The 16,587-nt window shown below is 68.9% G+C and carries 16 protein-coding genes; 8 read left to right on the top strand and 8 right to left on the bottom strand.

What is annotated here, in order from left to right; all coding sequences use genetic code 11:
- Positions 1 to 24 precede the first annotated feature (24 nt).
- Both ACPL7H_RS01740 and dnaK read right to left on the bottom strand, forming a co-directional pair.
- Complete coding sequence (locus tag ACPL7H_RS01740; RefSeq protein ID WP_424795440.1) at positions 25 to 660, bottom strand: nucleotide exchange factor GrpE; 636 nt, start codon at positions 658 to 660, stop codon at positions 25 to 27.
- A complete protein-coding gene (gene dnaK, locus ACPL7H_RS01745; protein ID WP_424795441.1) occupies positions 657 to 2,546 on the bottom strand; it encodes a molecular chaperone DnaK in 1,890 nt (629 codons plus the stop codon). The genes ACPL7H_RS01740 and dnaK overlap by 4 nt, the downstream gene beginning before the upstream one ends.
- A 231-nt stretch (positions 2,547 to 2,777) precedes the next feature.
- Between dnaK and ACPL7H_RS01750 the strand changes: the two genes are divergently transcribed.
- Positions 2,778 to 3,530, top strand: coding sequence for an alpha/beta fold hydrolase (locus ACPL7H_RS01750; protein ID WP_424795442.1), 753 nt, complete (start codon positions 2,778 to 2,780; stop codon positions 3,528 to 3,530).
- Here ACPL7H_RS01750 and ACPL7H_RS01755 read toward each other — a convergent pair whose 3' ends face one another.
- Positions 3,531 to 4,667, bottom strand: coding sequence for a LuxR C-terminal-related transcriptional regulator (locus ACPL7H_RS01755; RefSeq protein ID WP_424795443.1), 1,137 nt, complete (start codon positions 4,665 to 4,667; stop codon positions 3,531 to 3,533). It lies immediately after the preceding gene.
- Positions 4,668 to 4,772: 105 nt separating this feature from the next.
- Between ACPL7H_RS01755 and ACPL7H_RS01760 the strand changes: the two genes are divergently transcribed.
- Together ACPL7H_RS01760 and ACPL7H_RS01765 are read left to right on the top strand one after the other, a co-directional pair.
- On the top strand, positions 4,773 to 5,480 hold the full coding sequence (locus tag ACPL7H_RS01760; protein ID WP_424795444.1) for an NAD(P)-dependent oxidoreductase: 708 nt from the start codon (positions 4,773 to 4,775) through the stop codon (positions 5,478 to 5,480).
- The gene (locus tag ACPL7H_RS01765) at positions 5,481 to 7,256 is read left to right on the top strand and encodes a tachylectin-related carbohydrate-binding protein (protein ID WP_424795445.1); all 1,776 of its coding nucleotides are present in this window, start codon (positions 5,481 to 5,483) and stop codon (positions 7,254 to 7,256) included.
- Positions 7,257 to 7,279: 23 nt separating this feature from the next.
- Here ACPL7H_RS01765 and ACPL7H_RS01770 read toward each other — a convergent pair whose 3' ends face one another.
- Positions 7,280 to 8,080 (bottom strand): aminoglycoside N(3)-acetyltransferase, encoded by an 801-nt coding sequence (locus tag ACPL7H_RS01770; protein WP_424795446.1) that lies wholly within the window; start codon positions 8,078 to 8,080, stop codon positions 7,280 to 7,282.
- Positions 8,081 to 8,246: 166 nt separating this feature from the next.
- Here ACPL7H_RS01770 and ACPL7H_RS01775 point away from each other — a divergent pair, with 166 nt between their 5' ends.
- The 5 genes from ACPL7H_RS01775 to ACPL7H_RS01795 all read left to right on the top strand — a co-directional run bounded on the left by ACPL7H_RS01775 (position 8,247) and on the right by ACPL7H_RS01795 (position 12,951).
- On the top strand, positions 8,247 to 8,978 hold the full coding sequence (locus ACPL7H_RS01775; RefSeq protein ID WP_424795447.1) for a ThuA domain-containing protein: 732 nt from the start codon (positions 8,247 to 8,249) through the stop codon (positions 8,976 to 8,978).
- The gene (locus ACPL7H_RS01780; protein WP_424795448.1) at positions 8,963 to 10,060 is read left to right on the top strand and encodes a Gfo/Idh/MocA family protein; all 1,098 of its coding nucleotides are present in this window, start codon (positions 8,963 to 8,965) and stop codon (positions 10,058 to 10,060) included. Before ACPL7H_RS01775 ends, ACPL7H_RS01780 begins: the two co-directional genes overlap by 16 nt.
- A 25-nt stretch (positions 10,061 to 10,085) precedes the next feature.
- Positions 10,086 to 11,261, top strand: coding sequence for a Gfo/Idh/MocA family protein (locus ACPL7H_RS01785; protein WP_424795449.1), 1,176 nt, complete (start codon positions 10,086 to 10,088; stop codon positions 11,259 to 11,261).
- Between the two features lie 112 nt (positions 11,262 to 11,373).
- Positions 11,374 to 12,366: a DUF4349 domain-containing protein gene (locus ACPL7H_RS01790; protein ID WP_424795450.1), complete on the top strand. Its 993-nt coding sequence runs from the start codon at positions 11,374 to 11,376 to the stop codon at positions 12,364 to 12,366.
- A 123-nt stretch (positions 12,367 to 12,489) separates the two neighbouring features.
- Complete coding sequence (locus ACPL7H_RS01795) at positions 12,490 to 12,951, top strand: Hsp20/alpha crystallin family protein (RefSeq protein ID WP_424795451.1); 462 nt, start codon at positions 12,490 to 12,492, stop codon at positions 12,949 to 12,951.
- A 94-nt stretch (positions 12,952 to 13,045) separates the two neighbouring features.
- Here the strand turns inward: ACPL7H_RS01795 and ACPL7H_RS01800 are convergent, their stop codons facing one another.
- The 4 genes from ACPL7H_RS01800 to ACPL7H_RS01815 all read right to left on the bottom strand — a co-directional run bounded on the left by ACPL7H_RS01800 (position 13,046) and on the right by ACPL7H_RS01815 (position 16,587).
- The gene (locus tag ACPL7H_RS01800) at positions 13,046 to 13,765 is read right to left on the bottom strand and encodes an HAD-IA family hydrolase (RefSeq protein ID WP_424795452.1); all 720 of its coding nucleotides are present in this window, start codon (positions 13,763 to 13,765) and stop codon (positions 13,046 to 13,048) included.
- The gene (locus ACPL7H_RS01805; protein ID WP_424795453.1) at positions 13,766 to 14,770 is read right to left on the bottom strand and encodes an aldo/keto reductase family protein; all 1,005 of its coding nucleotides are present in this window, start codon (positions 14,768 to 14,770) and stop codon (positions 13,766 to 13,768) included. It abuts the gene before it with no gap.
- Positions 14,771 to 14,992: 222 nt separating this feature from the next.
- Positions 14,993 to 15,541: a type 1 glutamine amidotransferase domain-containing protein gene (locus ACPL7H_RS01810; RefSeq protein WP_424795454.1), complete on the bottom strand. Its 549-nt coding sequence runs from the start codon at positions 15,539 to 15,541 to the stop codon at positions 14,993 to 14,995.
- Between the two features lie 128 nt (positions 15,542 to 15,669).
- The gene (locus ACPL7H_RS01815) at positions 15,670 to 16,587 is read right to left on the bottom strand and encodes a carbohydrate ABC transporter permease (protein WP_424788694.1); all 918 of its coding nucleotides are present in this window, start codon (positions 16,585 to 16,587) and stop codon (positions 15,670 to 15,672) included.

Consider the following 16,587-nt stretch of genomic DNA (forward strand, 5'->3'; position numbering starts at 1 on the left):
TTGGTCTCGTGCGAGCGGTCGAGTTCACTGCGGCCCGGACACCGCCACCCGCGCCGGCCGGACCACCCGATCGCCCACGCGGTACCCGGGCTGCAACACGGTGGCGATCGTATTCTCGGTCGCCTCCTCGCTGTGCTCGTGCATCAAGGCCTCGTGCACCTCCGGATCGAACGGCTCACCGACGGCACCGAAGCGTGCCACTCCGTACTTGCCGGCGAGACTGGACTCCAGCTTCTCGGCGATCGCACCGAACGGGCCGGACAGTTCCTCGTGCTCACGTGCCGCGGCGATGTCGTCCAGCACCGGGATCAGGGTCTCGACCACATCGGCCACGCCCAGGCTCTGTGCCGATTCCACCTCCGCACGGGAGCGACGCACGTAGTTGTTGAACCGCTGGTCCAGGTTGTACAGGTCCGCCTTCGCGCGTTGCAGCTGGTCGAACAGATCCGCCGCCTCCGCCTTGGCTTCGGCCACCGGGTCGGGCTCGGCTGGGGACTCGTCGTCGGACGCTTCCGGGGTGCCCCCGGCCGGGGCGCCGTCTGGGGAGACGGCGCCCGGCTCGGTGGCTTCCGGCATCTCCTCGCGGCGCTGACCGGTCTCGGGGTCGATGCGCCGCTTGTCGCGAATCACCGGCTTACCCTCGAACTCGGACTCGCTCACTTGGATTCCTCGTCCTCGTCCACGATCTCGGCGTCGACGATGTCCTCATCCTCGCCGGCGCCCGCGTCCGGAGCCTGGCCCTCCGTGGGGCCCGTGTCGCCACCGGCCCCGCCGGCCGCACCCGACTCCGACTGCTGCTGGGCGTAGAGGGCCTCACCGATCTTCTGGCTGGCGGTGGACAGTTCGGTCTGGGCGGTCTTGATCGCCTCGATGTCCTCGCCCTCCAGGGCCTTCTTCAGTTCCTCGACCTTGCCCTTGACCTCGCTGGAAACGTCCTCGGGGAGCTTCTCGGCGTTGTCGGTGAGCAGCCGCTCGGTGGAGTAGGCCAGTTGCTCGGCACTGTTGCGGGTGTCGGCCTCCTCACGGCGCTTGGCGTCCTCGGCCGCGTGGGCCTCGGCCTCCTTGACCATCCGGTCGATCTCCTCCTCCGGCAGCGCCGAGCCACCGGTGATGGTCATCGACTGCTCGGTGCCGGTACCCCGGTCCTTGGCCGAGACATGCACGATGCCGTTGGCGTCGATGTCGAAGGTGACCTCGATCTGCGGCATACCCCGGGGAGCCGGGGCGATACCGGTCAGTTCAAAGGTGCCCAGCGGCTTGTTGTCGCTGGTGAACTCACGCTCACCCTGGAACACCTGGATCGCCACCGAGGGCTGGTTGTCCTCGGCGGTGGAGAACACCTCGCTGCGCTTGGTCGGGATCGCGGTGTTGCGCTCGATCAACTTGGTCATCACCCCGCCCTTGGTCTCGATGCCCAGGGACAGTGGGGTGACGTCGATCAGCAGCACGTCGGTACGGTCCCCCTTGATGACGCCGGCCTGCAGGGCGGCGCCCACAGCCACGACCTCATCGGGGTTCACGCCCTTGTTGGGCTCGCGGCCACCGGTGAGTTGCTTGACCACCTCGGTCACGGCCGGCATCCGGGTGGAACCACCCACGAGCACCACGTGGTCGATCTCGGAGAGGTCGATCCCGGCATCCTTGATGACGTTGTGGAAGGGGGTCTTGGTCCGGTCGAGCAGGTCGGAGGTCATGTCCTCGAACTGCGCGCGGGTCAGGCGCTCGTCCAGGTGGATCGGGCCGTTCTCGCTCATCGACAGGTACTGCAGCGAGATGTTCGTCGAGGTGGCGCTGGACAGTTCCTTCTTGGCCTGTTCGGCGGCCTCACGCAGACGCTGCAGGGCGATCTTGTCCTTGGACAGGTCCACCCCGGAGGAACTCTTGACCTGGTTCACCAACCAGTCGACGATCCGCTGGTCCCAGTCGTCACCGCCGAGTCGGTTGTCGCCGTTGGTGGCGCGCACCTGGATGGTGGAGAAGTCGTCCTCGTCCTTGCCGACTTCCAGCAGGGAGACGTCGAAGGTTCCGCCACCGAGGTCGAAGACGAGGATGAGCTCGTCCTCCTTGCCCTTCTCCAGCCCGTAGGCCAGGGCGGCGGCGGTGGGCTCGTTGACGATCCGCAGCACGTTCAGGCCTGCGACCTGTCCGGCGTCCTTGGTCGCCTGCCGCTCGGCGTCGTTGAAGTAGGCGGGCACGGTGATGACCGCGTCGGTGACCGGCTCACCCAGGTAGGACTCGGCGTCCTTCTTCAACTTGCCCAGCACCCGCGCGGAGATCTCCTGCGCGGTGTAGGTCTTGTCGTCGATGTCGATCGACCAGTCGGTGCCCATGCTGCGCTTGACCGAGGTGACCGTGCGGTCGACGTTGGTGACGGCTTGGCGCTTGGCGATCTCGCCGACCAGCACCTCACCGGTCTTGGAGAACGCGACCACCGAGGGGGTGGTCCGGGCGCCCTCTGCGTTGGCGATGACGGTGGGTTCGCCACCCTCGAGAACCGACACCACCGAGTTCGTGGTGCCCAGGTCGATACCGACCGCTCGTGCCATGGTGATTGCTCCTTCCCGGCCTGTGGGCCGGCGATTGATTCGGGGATGTTCGTGGCGCTGGTGAGCCTCGAAAGGTTCACGGTTGAGTCGTGCGCACTCAAGATTCACCTGCCCGGATTCCGTTGTCAAACCCAGATCGAAGAACTTGAGTCTATTAGGCTCAACTATGCGCGCGGACGGTCTATTCCCAGGTTTCGCGGTACCGCGCCACCACGGCCCTAGCCTTGCCCTGTGCAGCCACTACACACTCACCGATACGGCCGCAGCGGGGCCAGGCCCGTGGTGCTCCTACATGGAGTCACCGACGCCGGCACCGCGTGGCCGGACCTGGTCTCACACTGGCAGGAGCGGTGGGACATCCACTCTCCGGACCTACGCGGCCACGGCCGCTCCCCTCGGTTTGCCGAGGATCAGCTCGACGCCGCCCCGGACGTCATGCTCGACGACGTGCTGGCTGTGCTCGAGCACATCGGTGAACCGGTGGCACTCATCGGGCACTCGCTCGGGGGGTTTCTCGCACTGCGTGCCGCGCTGGCACGCCCCCGGTACATCGCCGCCCTCGTCCTGGAGGACCCGGCCAGGCCGAGCGGCTCAACTCCCGATCCGCAGTTCGTGGCAGCGAACGAGGCGCTGCTGGACAGCATGGTCGATCCGGGGACCCAGATCGAACGGATGCTGCGCGAGACCCCCTGGACGCGGACCGAGGTGGAAGCCTGGGCCGCCTGCAAACCGCTCGTGGATCGCCGGTACATCGCTCGTGGCCTGTTCCTGGGTGAAGCGCTCTGGGAGGAGCGTTTCGAGGCGCTGAGCGTCCCCACCCTGCTCATCCTCCCGCCGGAGGCGCCGATGGCTCCGCGTCCGGTGCGCAACGACTCGGTCCGCACGGTCGTGATCCCCGAGTCCGGTCACTGCGTCCGACGGGACCAGCCCGGCCGTTACCACGAGGCCGTCGACGCGTTCCTCGCCGACCACCTGGACGCGTGATCAGTCGGGATTTGCGGGGCCGCCGCGCATAGGTGCACCGCGCAGCACACGCCGCTCGTTGTCGCGCAGGCGTGGCTCATAGTGGGAGAAGAAGACCTTGCCCACCAGGTCCCGCCTGCTGCGCACGCCGGTCTTGGCGAAGATGTTCCCCAGATGGTTCTGGACCGTCAGCCGGGAGATGAACAACGCCGTGGCGATCTCGCTGGTGGAGGATCCGGTGAGCACGAGTTCCACGACCTCACGCTCCCGGGCCGTCAGGCCGTAGGCCGACATCAGCAGCGGGTATATCCGTGCAGGGTGGGCCGGTTCGATGATCACCGCGACCCTGCGTCCGCCCTCACCGCTGAGCGGGGCGCCATGGAGCAGGATCCAGGTGCCATCCGGTGCCAGCACCCGGGAGAAGGCGACCGTGGCGGGCTCGTGCCGGCTGAGGCTCTGCAGACCCTGCGCAGCCACCGCGACGACCGAGGGTGGGAGCCCCTCGGCGGTGGTCTGCGCGTCGCGGAGACGGTCCAGCCAGTGGGCGGCGCCCGGAGTGGCCGATCGCACGCTCCAGGTGTCGTCGATCACCACCAGCCCGGGACCGTCGGCAGCCTCGGGGTCCTTCGCTTCTCCGATCGTCATGGCTCGTCGCACTCCGGCCGCCAGGTGTGGTCCTATTACCTGGAGGAACCTCTTGTCCTGCTCGTCGAACATCGGCGCACCCGGCTTCCGGTACAGGCCGAGCGCACCCCAGGTCTCGCCCTCCCTCGTGCGGAGCCGGGCGAGCATCTCCTGGTCCCCGCCCATCGTCATGTTGAACCGCCACCGCGCACTTGCGCTCGGGTCACCCCCCGTCGCCTCGTGGAGGGTGGAGACGCCGCTGGGCGACAGGGCGATGTCGATGAGCCTGTTGACGTCGTCGCCGTAGTACTCCTGCGCGAGCGCCTCGGCGGGGAAGGCGTCCAGCCCTTCGTGGAAGTGGCTGGTGACTAGCAGCGATGCGGGGTCGAGGGTGAAGTAGCACGGGGTCCAGTAGTGCGGGATCACAGGTGCGAGGACCTCGGTGCAGGATCTCCAGAACGAGACCAGGTCCATCGGTGTCGCGGCGAGAGCGGCGACCTTCTCGATCGCCCGCTCCGTCCGGTCGACGCTCACCGCCCCAGTCTAGGCCCGAGGTGCACTTCAGGAGAATGGCAGATTTCTGGCATACCCTCGGCGCCGCCCCCTCCCTACCGTGGCCCCACCGGAAAGGAGCAGGCCATGAGGATGACGGTATTCGGGGCTAGTGGTTTGGCCGGCAGCGCACTGGTGGAGTTGGCCGTCCGTGAAGGACACACCGTGCGAAGTTTCGTTCGGCCCTCGACCGCGGCACCACCGGCCCTTGCACGGTGCGAGGTCGTTCGTGGTGATGCGCTCGACCCGGACGCCGTGGCATGCGCGATCGCCGGGGCGGATGTCGTCGTGTCGACCTTGGGCGGCTTCCGGGGACCGGCCAGCATGGCGGTCGGAACCGCCAACATCGTGGCCGCGATGCAGCGGGACGGACCGGCCCGCCTGGTGGTCCTCCAGGGTTTCCACATCGACTTTCCCGGCGACCCAAACAACGCGGGCCGCAGCGTCATGCGGGCACTGCTCGCCCTGCGGTGTCGTCCGCTCCTGGGCCACAGCGCGGCGCTGGGTGACCTGCTCCGGGGAACCGACGATCTCGCATGGACACTGGTCCGGGTGCCGCGCATCGTCAAGGGACCCGCCTCGGGCCGGGGGCAGACCGGCCGGTTCGCCCTGGGGCCCACCAGTTCGGTGCGACTCGGAGACGTTGCGGCCACCCTCCTCGAACTCACGGACAACTCGGCGCATGTGCACGCCGCCCCCATGCTCATCACGACCCGTCGCTTCCGTCCGCAGTCACCGACCCGCTCGGCGCGCGGACCACATGCCGATGCGACCGGCGAGGTGCCGACCGCCTGAGTGAACAGGAACGAGACCATGCCCGAAGGTGACGACGTCTATGTCACGATCGCCAGTGCCATCCCCTACGTGAACTATGTGGTCACGGCCTACAAGATCGTCGAGGGGATCTACAACTTCGGCCGGGAGAGCGACACGGACGAGGCGATCCGCCTGCTCGACGAACGGGTCGGACTGCTCGAGCGGGACGTCGCCGCTCTCGACGACAGGCTCAGCGATCTGGAGGTCCGGGTCGCTCAGGGCGAGAACCGGGCCCGGATCAGGACGATCCGGGAGCACCACCTGTCCTTCGCCGGGTGGGCACGCGACCTCCGCGGCCATCCCGAGCAAACGGGGAGCATTGCCGGCAAATCCCTCGACCGGCTCCGGGCGATGTATGGCGACGAGGATCTCTGGCTCTGGAGCGACATCCAACGGAAACCGGAGGACGCCCCCGACACCTGGCGACCGGCGGAGCCGGAGTTCAAGGGCGTCCCGCTCCCGACGTTCGCCGTCGGCGCGATGCTTTGGGCTCTGTCGACCCATGTCCGCCTCGCCGCGGGAGAACCGGCGGCTTCGGCACGAGCGGGCGCCGATGAGGTCCTCGGGTGGGTCGCCACCCGCCGGGATTGGATCCCCCACCAGACCCCTGCCCGGTCACTCGCCGAACGGTTCCGCACCGCGATCAACGTCGAGGTGGTGGTCAGCACGAAGTACGTCACCGCCTCGGGCCACTGCGAGTACGCCTTCGTCGCCGTCAATCGAATCGATCGAACCCGAAGGGGCATCCGCAACGTGCGTCTTTACGTCGGGCCCGCCACGAACACGATGTGCACGGTGGACCCGCGGATCGCCGACCAGGACGAGGCGCTACTGGAGGACGGCTTCGCACAACTGAAGACCCAGCGCGTGATCGAGGAGGCAGCGACCCGCCTCCGGGACCGCGGCACGCTCGCAGATCCCTACGTCGGACGGTTCCCGGACTGGACGGCACACCGGCTCGTGCTCTACGGAATCGAGCCCAGCGGGGTTCTGCGCCGCTACCAGTTCGACACCACCACAGCGCTGGACGAGGCACCGGTCGTGACGCCGGTGGGAGAGGTGGTCGGCACCGGGTGGCAGCACTTCACGGATGTACTCGGCACGCACACCAACGTGGTCTACGCCTTCTCCGGCGACGGGGCGATCGACTGGTACCGGCACGACGACCTCGACCGCGGGCCAGCGGGCTGGACCGGGCCGCGCCGGCTACTGGAGCCCTGCGGGAGCACCCTCTTCCAGCACCATTCAACCGCCAACGCCGGCGGGGGGCGGTTCTTCATCACCACCACCTACGTCGATGACGTGCGGATCAAGCGCTCGCTGGAACTGCTCGTCCACACCGACCCGGCCAACGGCACGAAAGGCCTGCGCACCGACCGGATCGTCCGCAACTGGCGCCGCTACCCCACCACCTTCGGTGGAGGCAGTGGGGTGCTGTACGGCATCGACGACGACGGCGACCTCTACTGGCACCGCCACCAGACCGGGGCGCAGCAGGGCAGGCAATGGGAGGGCCCGGTCAAGATCGGGCATGGCTGGAACGTGTTCACGCGCGTCTTCGCCTTCGGCCACGGCTTCATCGCGGGCCTCTATCCGTCCGGTGAGATGTTGCTCTACCACTTCCGGCAGTGGCAGCACGGTCCCCGCGGAAGTCGCCCGCTCTGGAACGGCCCCATCACTGTTCCGGGCACCCACTGGCGTGGTTTCAAGACGATGGTGCCGATGGCCGGCGACGCGCCGCCGGCGGTGCAGTGAGCAGTGCGTCGAGTGCATGACACTCACCCGGCGCGGCGCAATGCCTCCTCGGCGAAGTCGACCAGCGATACCTGGTCGATCAACAGGGTCCGTGCGGACCCAACGCTGCCGGGCTGAACATCGTAGGCGCGGCAGAAGTCGGCCAGGATGGCCTCGAACGCCTCGTCGTCGTAGTCCCAGTCCTCGAAGGTGACCCACTCGCGCCTGCCGTCGCGGTTGACCGGCGCGCCCTGGCGAGTCACCGGCGAGGTGCCGGCGCGGGCCTCGGCCAGATGAAGACTGGTGCAGTTGGTGGTGCCGAGCAGCAGCGTCCGGCCACCCAGTTCGTAGACCCGCGCCAGCGGTGAGTTCTCGCCGAGGGACCAGGCAAGTTGATGCCCCGCGGTCACCCTCTCGGCCTGCGCGCCCCACGCGGCGAAGGAGACGTGCGGGTGGTTGCTGCGGTGCACCCCGGGCCAGGTTCGTAACGTCTCGGCGATGAGGCCCATGTGCTCACTGGGCGTACGGCGCCGGTCGAATGCCGGCATCTCGCCGCGGATCACCGGCCACCAATGCTCCGGTACCGCGGGTGCTGCCCAGCCTGCGGGGTCGGTCAGGCCGGAGGTATGCGTGGGCACCACCAGCGTGCCGGCATCGGTGAGCACGTCCTGCAGCGCCTGCAGCACGGCGAACGTGCCACCGGCCACCCAGCCGATCGAGCGCAGACTGCTGTGCACCAGCACGACATCACCGGGGCGAAGTCCCAGACCGCGCAGATCCGCGGCCAGGTCTGCTCTGGTCACCGGCCGACCATTCGGGTCGATCAGGTTCCTGACGTCGTTCACCGGCCTCATCCTGCCGGATCGGGCGAGGGACGCCCAGGGAAAATCGACGTGTCGGGCGGGCCGAGATCGCTCGCGTCGGCGCACTGTCGGCCTATTTCGTTGGCGTCCAGAACAAATCCGCTAGGATTACTCTCGTGCCCTGCTCCCGACGGTGAAGAGCGACCCCATGACTGACCCCCGAACTCTGCCGGACTTCGACAGCAGCCGCGCCCGCCACGCCCTGGTGGTCCGCGGCGGTTGGGACGGACACCAGCCCATCGAGGCCACCGAGGAATTCATCCCGTTCCTGCGCGAGCACGGCTTCGAGGTGCAGGTTCACGAGTCGCCCGAGCCTTATGCCGACGCCGACCTGATGGCCGGCATCGATCTGATCATGCAGTGCAACACGATGAACACCATCACCGATGGGCAGTTCACCGGCCTGCGCGCCGCGATCGAGGCCGGCACCGGCTTCGGCGGCTGGCACGGCGGCATCGCCGACTCCTACCGGAACAACTCCGACTACCTGCACCTGGTGGGCGGGCAGTTCGCTACCCACCCGGGCAAGGCCCCGGAGGAACGCCGCGGTCACATGGACGACAACTACGTCCCGCACACCATCGAGATCACCGGCGCCGGCCGAAACCACCCCATCACCGCCGGCATCTCCGACTTCGACCTGGTCACCGAGCAGTACTGGGTCCTGGCCGATGACTACAACGACGTGCTGGCCACCACCACCCAGAAGGTACGCCCCTGGGACCCCTGGCACCGGGAGGTCACCTCACCCGCGGTGTGGACCAGGCTGTGGGGTGCCGGGCGCATCTTCGTGTGCACCCCCGGTCACCGCGTGGACATCCTGCGGGACGACAACGTGGGCACCATCGTGCGCAGAGGGCTGTTGTGGGCCAGCCGCTGAACGTCGGGATCATCGGCTGCGGCAACATCTCCCGCCAGTACCTGGACAACCTGCGCCGGCTGGGCAACCTGAACCTGACCGCCGTCAGCGACGTCCACGAGCCCGCCGCCCGCGCGGTGGCCGACGCCGAAGGAGTTCCCGCGCTGCAGGTGACCGACCTGCTGCAGGCGGACACCGTCGATGTGGTGCTGAACCTGACCACGCCCACCGCGCACGCCCCGCTCGCGCTGGCCGCCTTCGAGGCGGGTAAGCACGTCTACCTGGAGAAGCCCTTCGCCACCACACCCACCGAGGCGGAGGAACTCATGAGCGCGACCACCGACACCGGCCTGCGCCTGGGCAGCGCTCCGGACACCGTGCTGGGCACCGGCATCCAGACCGCCCGGGCACTGGTCGATGAGGGCCGGATCGGAGCGCCGGTCGGCGCCACGGCGTTCATGCTGGCCCCCGGGCACGAGTTCTGGCACCCCAACCCCGCCTACTACTACGCCGCGGGCGGTGGCCCGCTGCTGGACATGGGCGTGTACTACCTGACCGCCCTGGTCACCATGCTCGGCCCGGTGCGCACCGTCGCGGCGATGGCCGGTCGCGCCCGTACCGAGCGGATCGTTCCCGAGGGCGCACCGCGCGCCGGTGAGGTACTTCCGGTGAGCGTGGACACCTTCACCTCGGCGCTGTTGCAGCACGCCGGTGGCGCCATCTCCACCCTGGTGGTCAGTTTCGACGTGGTCGCCACCGAGGTACCCCGGATCGAGGTCTACGGGGCCGAGGGCAGCATCGCCGTGCCCGACCCGAACCAGTTCGACGGCGACGTGCGGCTGGGCCGGGTCGGCTCGGAGTTCACCCCGGTGGCTCCCCTGGCCGGTTACCGGGACGCCGGGCGGGGTTACGGCCTCGCTGACATGGCCCGGGCGGTCGACGACGGCGGACCGCACCGGCAGAGCGCCGAACTCGGCTTCCACGTCCACGAGGTGATGGACCGGATCGCCCAAGCAGCCGAGCAGCAGGCGGTGTTGACGGTGCACAGCACCTGCGAGCGCCCGGCACCGGTCCCGCTCAGCGATGACCCAGCCCTGAACTGAGAACCCCGACGAAAGGAAACCGGCGATGACCGCGACGGTGCGGGTGGCAATGATCGGGCACGCCTTCATGGGTGCCGCCCACTCCCAGGCCTGGCGGGCGGTGCACCGCTTCTTCGATCTCGACGTGCATCCCCAGATGGCGGTGCTGGTGGGCCGGGACCCGGCGCGAGCCGCGGAGGCGGCCGCCACCCTGGGATGGCAGGAGTCGGCCACCGACTGGCGCGAGGTGGTGCGCCGTGACGATGTGGACCTGGTGGACATCTGCACCCCCGGTGATACCCACGCCGAGATCGCCCTGGCCGCCCTCGAGGCGGGCAAGCACGTGCTGTGCGAGAAACCGCTGGCCAACACCCTGGCCGAGGCCACCCGGATGACCACCGCCGCCCGCTCGGCGGCAGGCAACGGGGTGCGCTCGATGGTTGGGTTCACCTACCGGCGGGTGCCCGCGGTGGCGCTGATGCGCAGGATGGTCGCCGACGGCGCGATCGGCACCATCCGCCACATCCGCGGCCAGTACCTGCAGGACTGGATCGTGGACCCCGACTTCCCGCTCGTGTGGCGTCTGCAGCAGGAGCGGGCCGGCTCCGGTGCGCTCGGTGACATCGGGGCGCACATCCTGGACCTCGCCCAGTTCGTCTCCGGCCAGCGCATCACCGGGGTGGCCGCGCAGACCGAGACCTTCGTTCGTCGTCGGCCGCTCGCGCACGGGGGCGGCGCCCTGGGCGCCGCGACGGCACAGGCGGACGCACCGATGGGAGAGGTGACCGTCGACGACGCCGCGGTGCTGCTCGCCCGCACCGACGGTGGGGCGCTCGGCACCTTCGAGGCCACCCGGTTCGCCACCGGGCGCAAGAACCGGATCATGCTGGAGATCAACGGCTCTGACGGCACCCTGGCGTTCAACTTCGAGAACATGAACGCCCTGGAGTACTACGACGCTTCCCGAGGGGATCTGTCCGGTTTCACCACCATTCCGGTGACCGAACCGACCCACCCCTACGTGGAGGCTTGGTGGCCGCCCGGGCACGGGCTGGGCTATGAGCACGCGTTCATCCACCAGGCCCGGGACTTCCTGGAGGCGATCGCCACCGGAACCGACCCGGAACCCTCATTCGCCGAGGGCACCGGGGTGCAGCACCTGCTGGAGGCGGTGCTGGCCAGCGCCGCGGACCACGCCCGCTGGACCGACGTGGGCATCTGAAGCACCGCGGCCCTGCTCTCAAATCGGTAACGGTCCCCCGCCGCCGCAACAGTGGTCGCGATGGTGACACAGAGCAGTCATCACACACCGACCACGTACAAGGGGATAGCCGATGAGACACGCGGGACTGATCGCCGCCGCAACCATGGTCGCGGGACTGGGCCTCGCCGGGTGCGGGAGCACCGGTACGGACTCGGGGGGCGCACCGGAGACGGTGGAAGCCACCCGGGAGTACCGCGAGCCCGCGATGGACGCCGACGCCGGCTACGACGAGGCCGGGGGCTACGCCGACGCCGCCGATGACGGCCACGTCCCCAGCCAGCCCTCCGGTGACATCTCCGTCCGGGAGGTCATCACCACCGCCGAGGTGAGCATCGTGGTGTCCGACCCCGCTGCGAGCGCCAACGAGGTGGTACGCCTGGCCGAGACCGCCGGCGGCCGGGTGGACCAGCGTTCGGTGCACGCGGCGGACAACGACGGTGACGACGACTACCCGGCCAGCGGGTGGTTGACGGTGCGTATTCCCGCCGCCGATCTGGATGACTTCCTCGACGACCTGGACGAAGTGGGCGAGATCCGCCAGATCAGCCAGAGTTCCGACGACGTCACCCAGGTCGCCCAGGACCTCGACGCCCGGATCGAGGCGCTGGAGACATCGACCGACCGGTTGCTGGACATCATGGCCGAGGCCGAGGACAGCGCGGACCTGATCGCGGCCGAGGAGGCCCTGAGCCGGCGGCAGGGCGAACTGGAGTCGCTGCGCTCACAGCGGGCGTACCTGTCCGACCAGGTCGCCATGTCCACCGTGCACGTGGACCTCACGGCAGAGCGGGCGCCGGCGATCGAGTCCGACGGCTTCACCGGTGGGCTACAGACCGGATGGCACGCCATGATCTCCTTCGTCTCGGCCCTGCTGGTCCTCGCCGGCGTGCTGGCGCCGTGGCTGGCGATCGTCGGGGTGCCCCTGCTGGCGCTCATCCTGGTGCTGCGCCGGCGCCGCCGGTCCCGGGTGGCCGGAGCGACGTCGGGGTCCACCCCGGGAACCGAGGCGACGGTAGCGGCTTCGGCCGCTCCGGACGGGACGTCGCAGACCCCTCAGAAGTAGCCGGTGACGGCGCCGGGTGCGGGGATCCGCTGTCAGCGAATCGTGGAATTGAGCCGACCCCGCTCAAGTTGAACTGGGTGGCACGTGTTCGTGCGTGAACTGTCAATCTTCTGGAGGAATACGATGAGCACTCTTTCCCTGTGGTCCCGCCGCAACCCCGCCGCCGAGTTCGACGCCCTGGTTCGCAACGCCTTCGGCACCCACGCCCTGGCCACGACCGGGTACACCCCGGCCGCCGAGGTGGTGCGCGAGGGTGAGGACGCCCTGGTGCGGTTGGAACTGCCCGGCGTGAACATCGACTCCGACGTGACCGTGGAGGTGACCGACGGACGGCTCGTGATCCGCGGTGAGCGCCACGCGACGAAGGAGTCGGCCGAGAACGCCACCGTTCGGGAGATCCGCTATGGCTCCTTCGAGCGCACCTTCCGGCTGCCGGGTTCGGTCGGTGCCGACCAGATCAGCGCCGACTACGACGCCGGGATCCTCACCGTGCGCGTGGCCGGTGCCTACGCCGGCGCCACACCGCGCCAGATCGCCATCAACACGGGTGCCCCGGCGCGGGCCGGGGGCGAGCAGGCCGAGTAAGCCGTGATCACCCGCACTTGAGGACCCCCGGACACACCAACCGGCCGGGCCGGCCCGCACGGGTCGCGCCCGGCCGGCGTACGTCCGCCCCCGGCTACCCAGCCGGCGGGGTGCGGTCGCCGACGGCGATCCCGGCCGGGCCGACGGCGAAACTCGCCCGGTCCAGTCCGCTGGCCCCGGCGTGGGCTTGCCCGAGCAGGGACAAGCCGTGGCTGCCACCCACCCCCAGCACCGCACACCCGGCGGCCAGGCCCGCGGTGACCCCGGCCGGGGCGTCCTCGATCACCAGGCACCGACCCGGATCCACACCGAGCGCCTGAGCACCCAGGCGGAACGGATCAGGATATGGCTTGCCGCGCTCGACGTCGTCGGCCGTGATCACCACCTCGGGTGGTTCCAGCCCGGAACCGTTGATACGCGCCCACGCTTGCGCATGGGTGCAGGAGGTGACGATCGCTGCCTGATCCGGGCCCAGTGAGCCCAGTGCGAACTCGGCGCCGGGCAGCACGGGGATTCCGGTCGCATCGGCGATCTCCAGTTCCAGGATCCGGGCGACGCCGGCCTGCACCTGCGCGGCGGGCAGCAGAGTCGGGACCACCTGGGAGGCCGGGATCCCATGCTGCACCTCGAACGTCTCGGCGTCGGGCAGGCCGAACTCACGGGCCCACCGGCGCCAGCAACGCTGCGCCGAGGCAGCCGAGTCGATCAGGGTGCCGTCCATGTCGAACAGCACGGCGTCGAAGGTGCGGTCGGCGAACGCGCGGCCCGGCGTCGGCAGGCCGACGCCTCCGGCCTCCGGGGTGCGGCCGTGCACTCAGGACAGGCGGGCGGGCGGGGACTGGGTCAGCGAGGCGTCGGTCTCCACGACTTTGCCGAGGGCCTTGTCGATCCTCTTCAGCACCGACTTGTCCAGTTTCACCCCGGCCGCGCCGACGTTGTCGCGCACCTGCTCCGGCCGGGAGGCTCCGATGATCGCCGAGGCCACGTTGGGGTTCTGCAGCACCCAGGCCACCGCGAGTTGGGCCATGGTCAGGTCCAGTTCATCGGCGATCGGCTTGAGTTTGGCGACCGCCTTCAGGGTCTTGTTGTTGAGGAACTTGGCGATCATGTCAGCCCCGCCCTTGGTGTCGGTGGCGCGCGAGCCCTCCGGGAAGTCCTTGCCGGGGCTGTACTTGCCGGTCAGCACACCCTGGGCGATCGGGGAGAACACCACCTGGGAGATGCCCACCTTCTCCGAGGCCGGGACCACCTCGCTCTCGATGACCCGCCACAGCATCGAGTACTGCGGTTGGTTGGAGATCAGTTGCACGCCGAGGGCGTCGGCGAGCGCGTGGCCCTCCTTGAGCTGGTCGGCGGTCCACTCGCTCACCCCGATGTACAGGGCCTTGCCGGCCCGGACCACGTCGGCGAAGGCCTGCATGGTCTCTTCCAGGGGTGTCTCGTAATCGAACCGGTGCGCCTGGTACAGGTCCACGTAGTCGGTGCCCAGGCGCTTGAGGGAGGCGTCGATGGACTCCCGGATGTGCTTGCGGGACAGCCCGGTGTCGTTGTGGCCCATCGGACCGGTGGGGAAGTAGACCTTGGTGAAGATCTCCAGCGACTCGCGCCGCTCACCCTTCAGGGCCTTCCCTAGCACCTCCTCGGCCACCGTGTTGGCGTAGGTGTCGGCGGTGTCGAAGGTGCTGATGCCCTCATCCAGGGCCGCCTGGACACATCGCGTGGCGACCTCGTTCTCCACCTGGGAGCCGTGGGTGAGCCAGTTGCCGTAGGTGATCTCGGAGACTTTGAGACCACTGTTGCCGAGGTATCGGAATTCCATACCGCCACCCTAGAGGGCTTCCGGTGAGCGTGCTACGGGTGGCACCCTCCCTATCGTTCCACCGCCGCCCCGGGGTCGGGGCAGGGGGTGGGCAGAAGTGTGCGAGGAGTGCGCGCGAAGAAGCCGCGGGGGTCCGGACCCCCGGGGTGTCCGGACCCCCGATTGCGCCGGTCGGCACATGCGGTCCTGCGCGGTGCTGTGCGGCGGGCAGAGCCCGCGGGGTCAGGCGGTCTGACCGGCGTGCTTACCTTCGCCGATCTCCTCCACGATCTTGTCGTTGAAGGCGGGCAGATCATCCGGGGTACGGCTGGACACCAGACCCTGGTCCACCACGACCTCCTCATCCACCCAGGTCGCCCCGGCGTTGCGCAGGTCGGTCTTGAGGCTGGGGAAAGAGGTGATCGTGCGACCCTTCAGCACATCGGCATCGGCCAGGATCCAGGGGCCGTGGCAGATCACCCCGACCGGCTTGTGCTGGTTGAAGAAGTCCCGGGTGAAGTCGACCGCGTCGGTGTCCATCCGGAGGTGATCGGCGTTGGAGGTGCCGCCGGGCAGCACCAGGCCGTCGAAGTCGGCGGCCTTGGCCTGGCTCACGTGCATGTCCACGTCCTGGGTGTGGCCCTTCTTGCCCTCGACGCGCTCCCGCTCGGGCGACACGAGCACCGCCTGGGCGCCGGCGTCGGTGACCGCCTGCCAGGGGCTGGTCAACTCGCTGTCCTCGAAGTTGTCCGTGAGCAGGAACGCGATCTTCTTTCCACTCAGGTCAGCCATCATGCTCTCCCTTCGTCGCTGTCATCAGGTCCGCTCACCACGCTAACCGGGGCGGCCGTGATGTGCCCGCCGGGCGGGGTACGGCCGCCCGAACCGGCTTCCGGGCGTTGCCTAACGCCGAAGCGGTCCTACTGACCGCCCATGCCGGTGGTGGCCACCCCGCGCACGATCTGGCGCTGGAACAACATGAACACCACCAGCAGCGGCAGGGCCGCCAGCAGCGCCGCGGCCATGGTGCGGGCGTACTGCAGGCCGTAGGTCTCGGTCACCGTGGCCAGGCCCACCGGGATGGTCATCAGCGCCGAGTCCGTGGTGACGATGAAGGGCCAGAGGAAGTTGTTCCACGCACTGATGAACACGAAGATCCCCACCGCCCCGAGGATCGCGCGGGACAACGGCAGTACTACGGTCCAGAAGGTGCGCCAGGTGCCGGCGCCGTCCACACGGGCGGCGTCGATGAGTTCGCGCGGAATGCCGTCGAAGAACTTCTTCAGGATGAACACCATGATCGGTGCCACGACCTGGGGAAGGATGATTCCGGCGAAGGTGTCCACCATGCGGAAGACCAGCATCTGCTGGAACAGCGGCACGATCAGGATCTGGGCGGGCACCATGATCGAGGCGATCGTGACCGCGAACATCCAGCCACGGCCTCGGAACACCAACTGGGAGAAGGCATAGGCCGCCATTGCCGAGATGATCAGGGTGATAGCGGTGACCAGCACGGCCACCAGCAAGGAGTTGAACATCCACAGGGGAAGGGCGCCGCGCGTGATGACGCCGATGTAGGCGCCGAGGGTCCACCCGCCCTCGGGCACGAGCTCCCCGGGGTTGGCCGCGTCGACTTCGGACTTGAACGAGGTGATCACGGCCCAGGCGAACGGCAGCAGCCAGATCACGGTCATCAGGATGAGCGCCGCCACGGAGAGGACTCTGCCGCCGGTGCTGGAGCCGAGCAGCAGGTTGGTCGCGCGCCGGCTCTCCGCGCGGCGCACGATCGCCCGCCGGCGGGCCACCTCGGGTAGGACGAGGGACTGCGTCGCCAT

This window comes from Pseudactinotalea sp. Z1732 (assembly GCF_049724975.1).
In the GTDB taxonomy this organism is placed as follows: Bacteria; Actinomycetota; Actinomycetes; order Actinomycetales; family Beutenbergiaceae; genus CALKWS01.

What these genes read in the sequence shown, in the direction of transcription:
- ACPL7H_RS01760 (WP_424795444.1), top strand. Translation starts at nt 4,773, where the DNA reads ATGAGGATGACGGTATTCGGGGCTAGTGGTTTGGCCGGCAGCGCACTG.
- ACPL7H_RS01815 (WP_424788694.1), bottom strand. Translation starts at nt 16,587, where the DNA reads ATGGCGACGCAGTCCCTCGTCCTACCCGAGGTGGCCCGCCGGCGGGCG.
- ACPL7H_RS01790 (WP_424795450.1), top strand. Translation starts at nt 11,374, where the DNA reads ATGAGACACGCGGGACTGATCGCCGCCGCAACCATGGTCGCGGGACTG.
- ACPL7H_RS01785 (WP_424795449.1), top strand. Translation starts at nt 10,086, where the DNA reads ATGACCGCGACGGTGCGGGTGGCAATGATCGGGCACGCCTTCATGGGT.
- ACPL7H_RS01810 (WP_424795454.1), bottom strand. Translation starts at nt 15,541, where the DNA reads ATGGCTGACCTGAGTGGAAAGAAGATCGCGTTCCTGCTCACGGACAAC.
- ACPL7H_RS01775 (WP_424795447.1), top strand. Translation starts at nt 8,247, where the DNA reads ATGACTGACCCCCGAACTCTGCCGGACTTCGACAGCAGCCGCGCCCGC.
- ACPL7H_RS01805 (WP_424795453.1), bottom strand. Translation starts at nt 14,770, where the DNA reads ATGGAATTCCGATACCTCGGCAACAGTGGTCTCAAAGTCTCCGAGATC.
- ACPL7H_RS01795 (WP_424795451.1), top strand. Translation starts at nt 12,490, where the DNA reads ATGAGCACTCTTTCCCTGTGGTCCCGCCGCAACCCCGCCGCCGAGTTC.
- dnaK (WP_424795441.1), bottom strand. Translation starts at nt 2,546, where the DNA reads ATGGCACGAGCGGTCGGTATCGACCTGGGCACCACGAACTCGGTGGTG.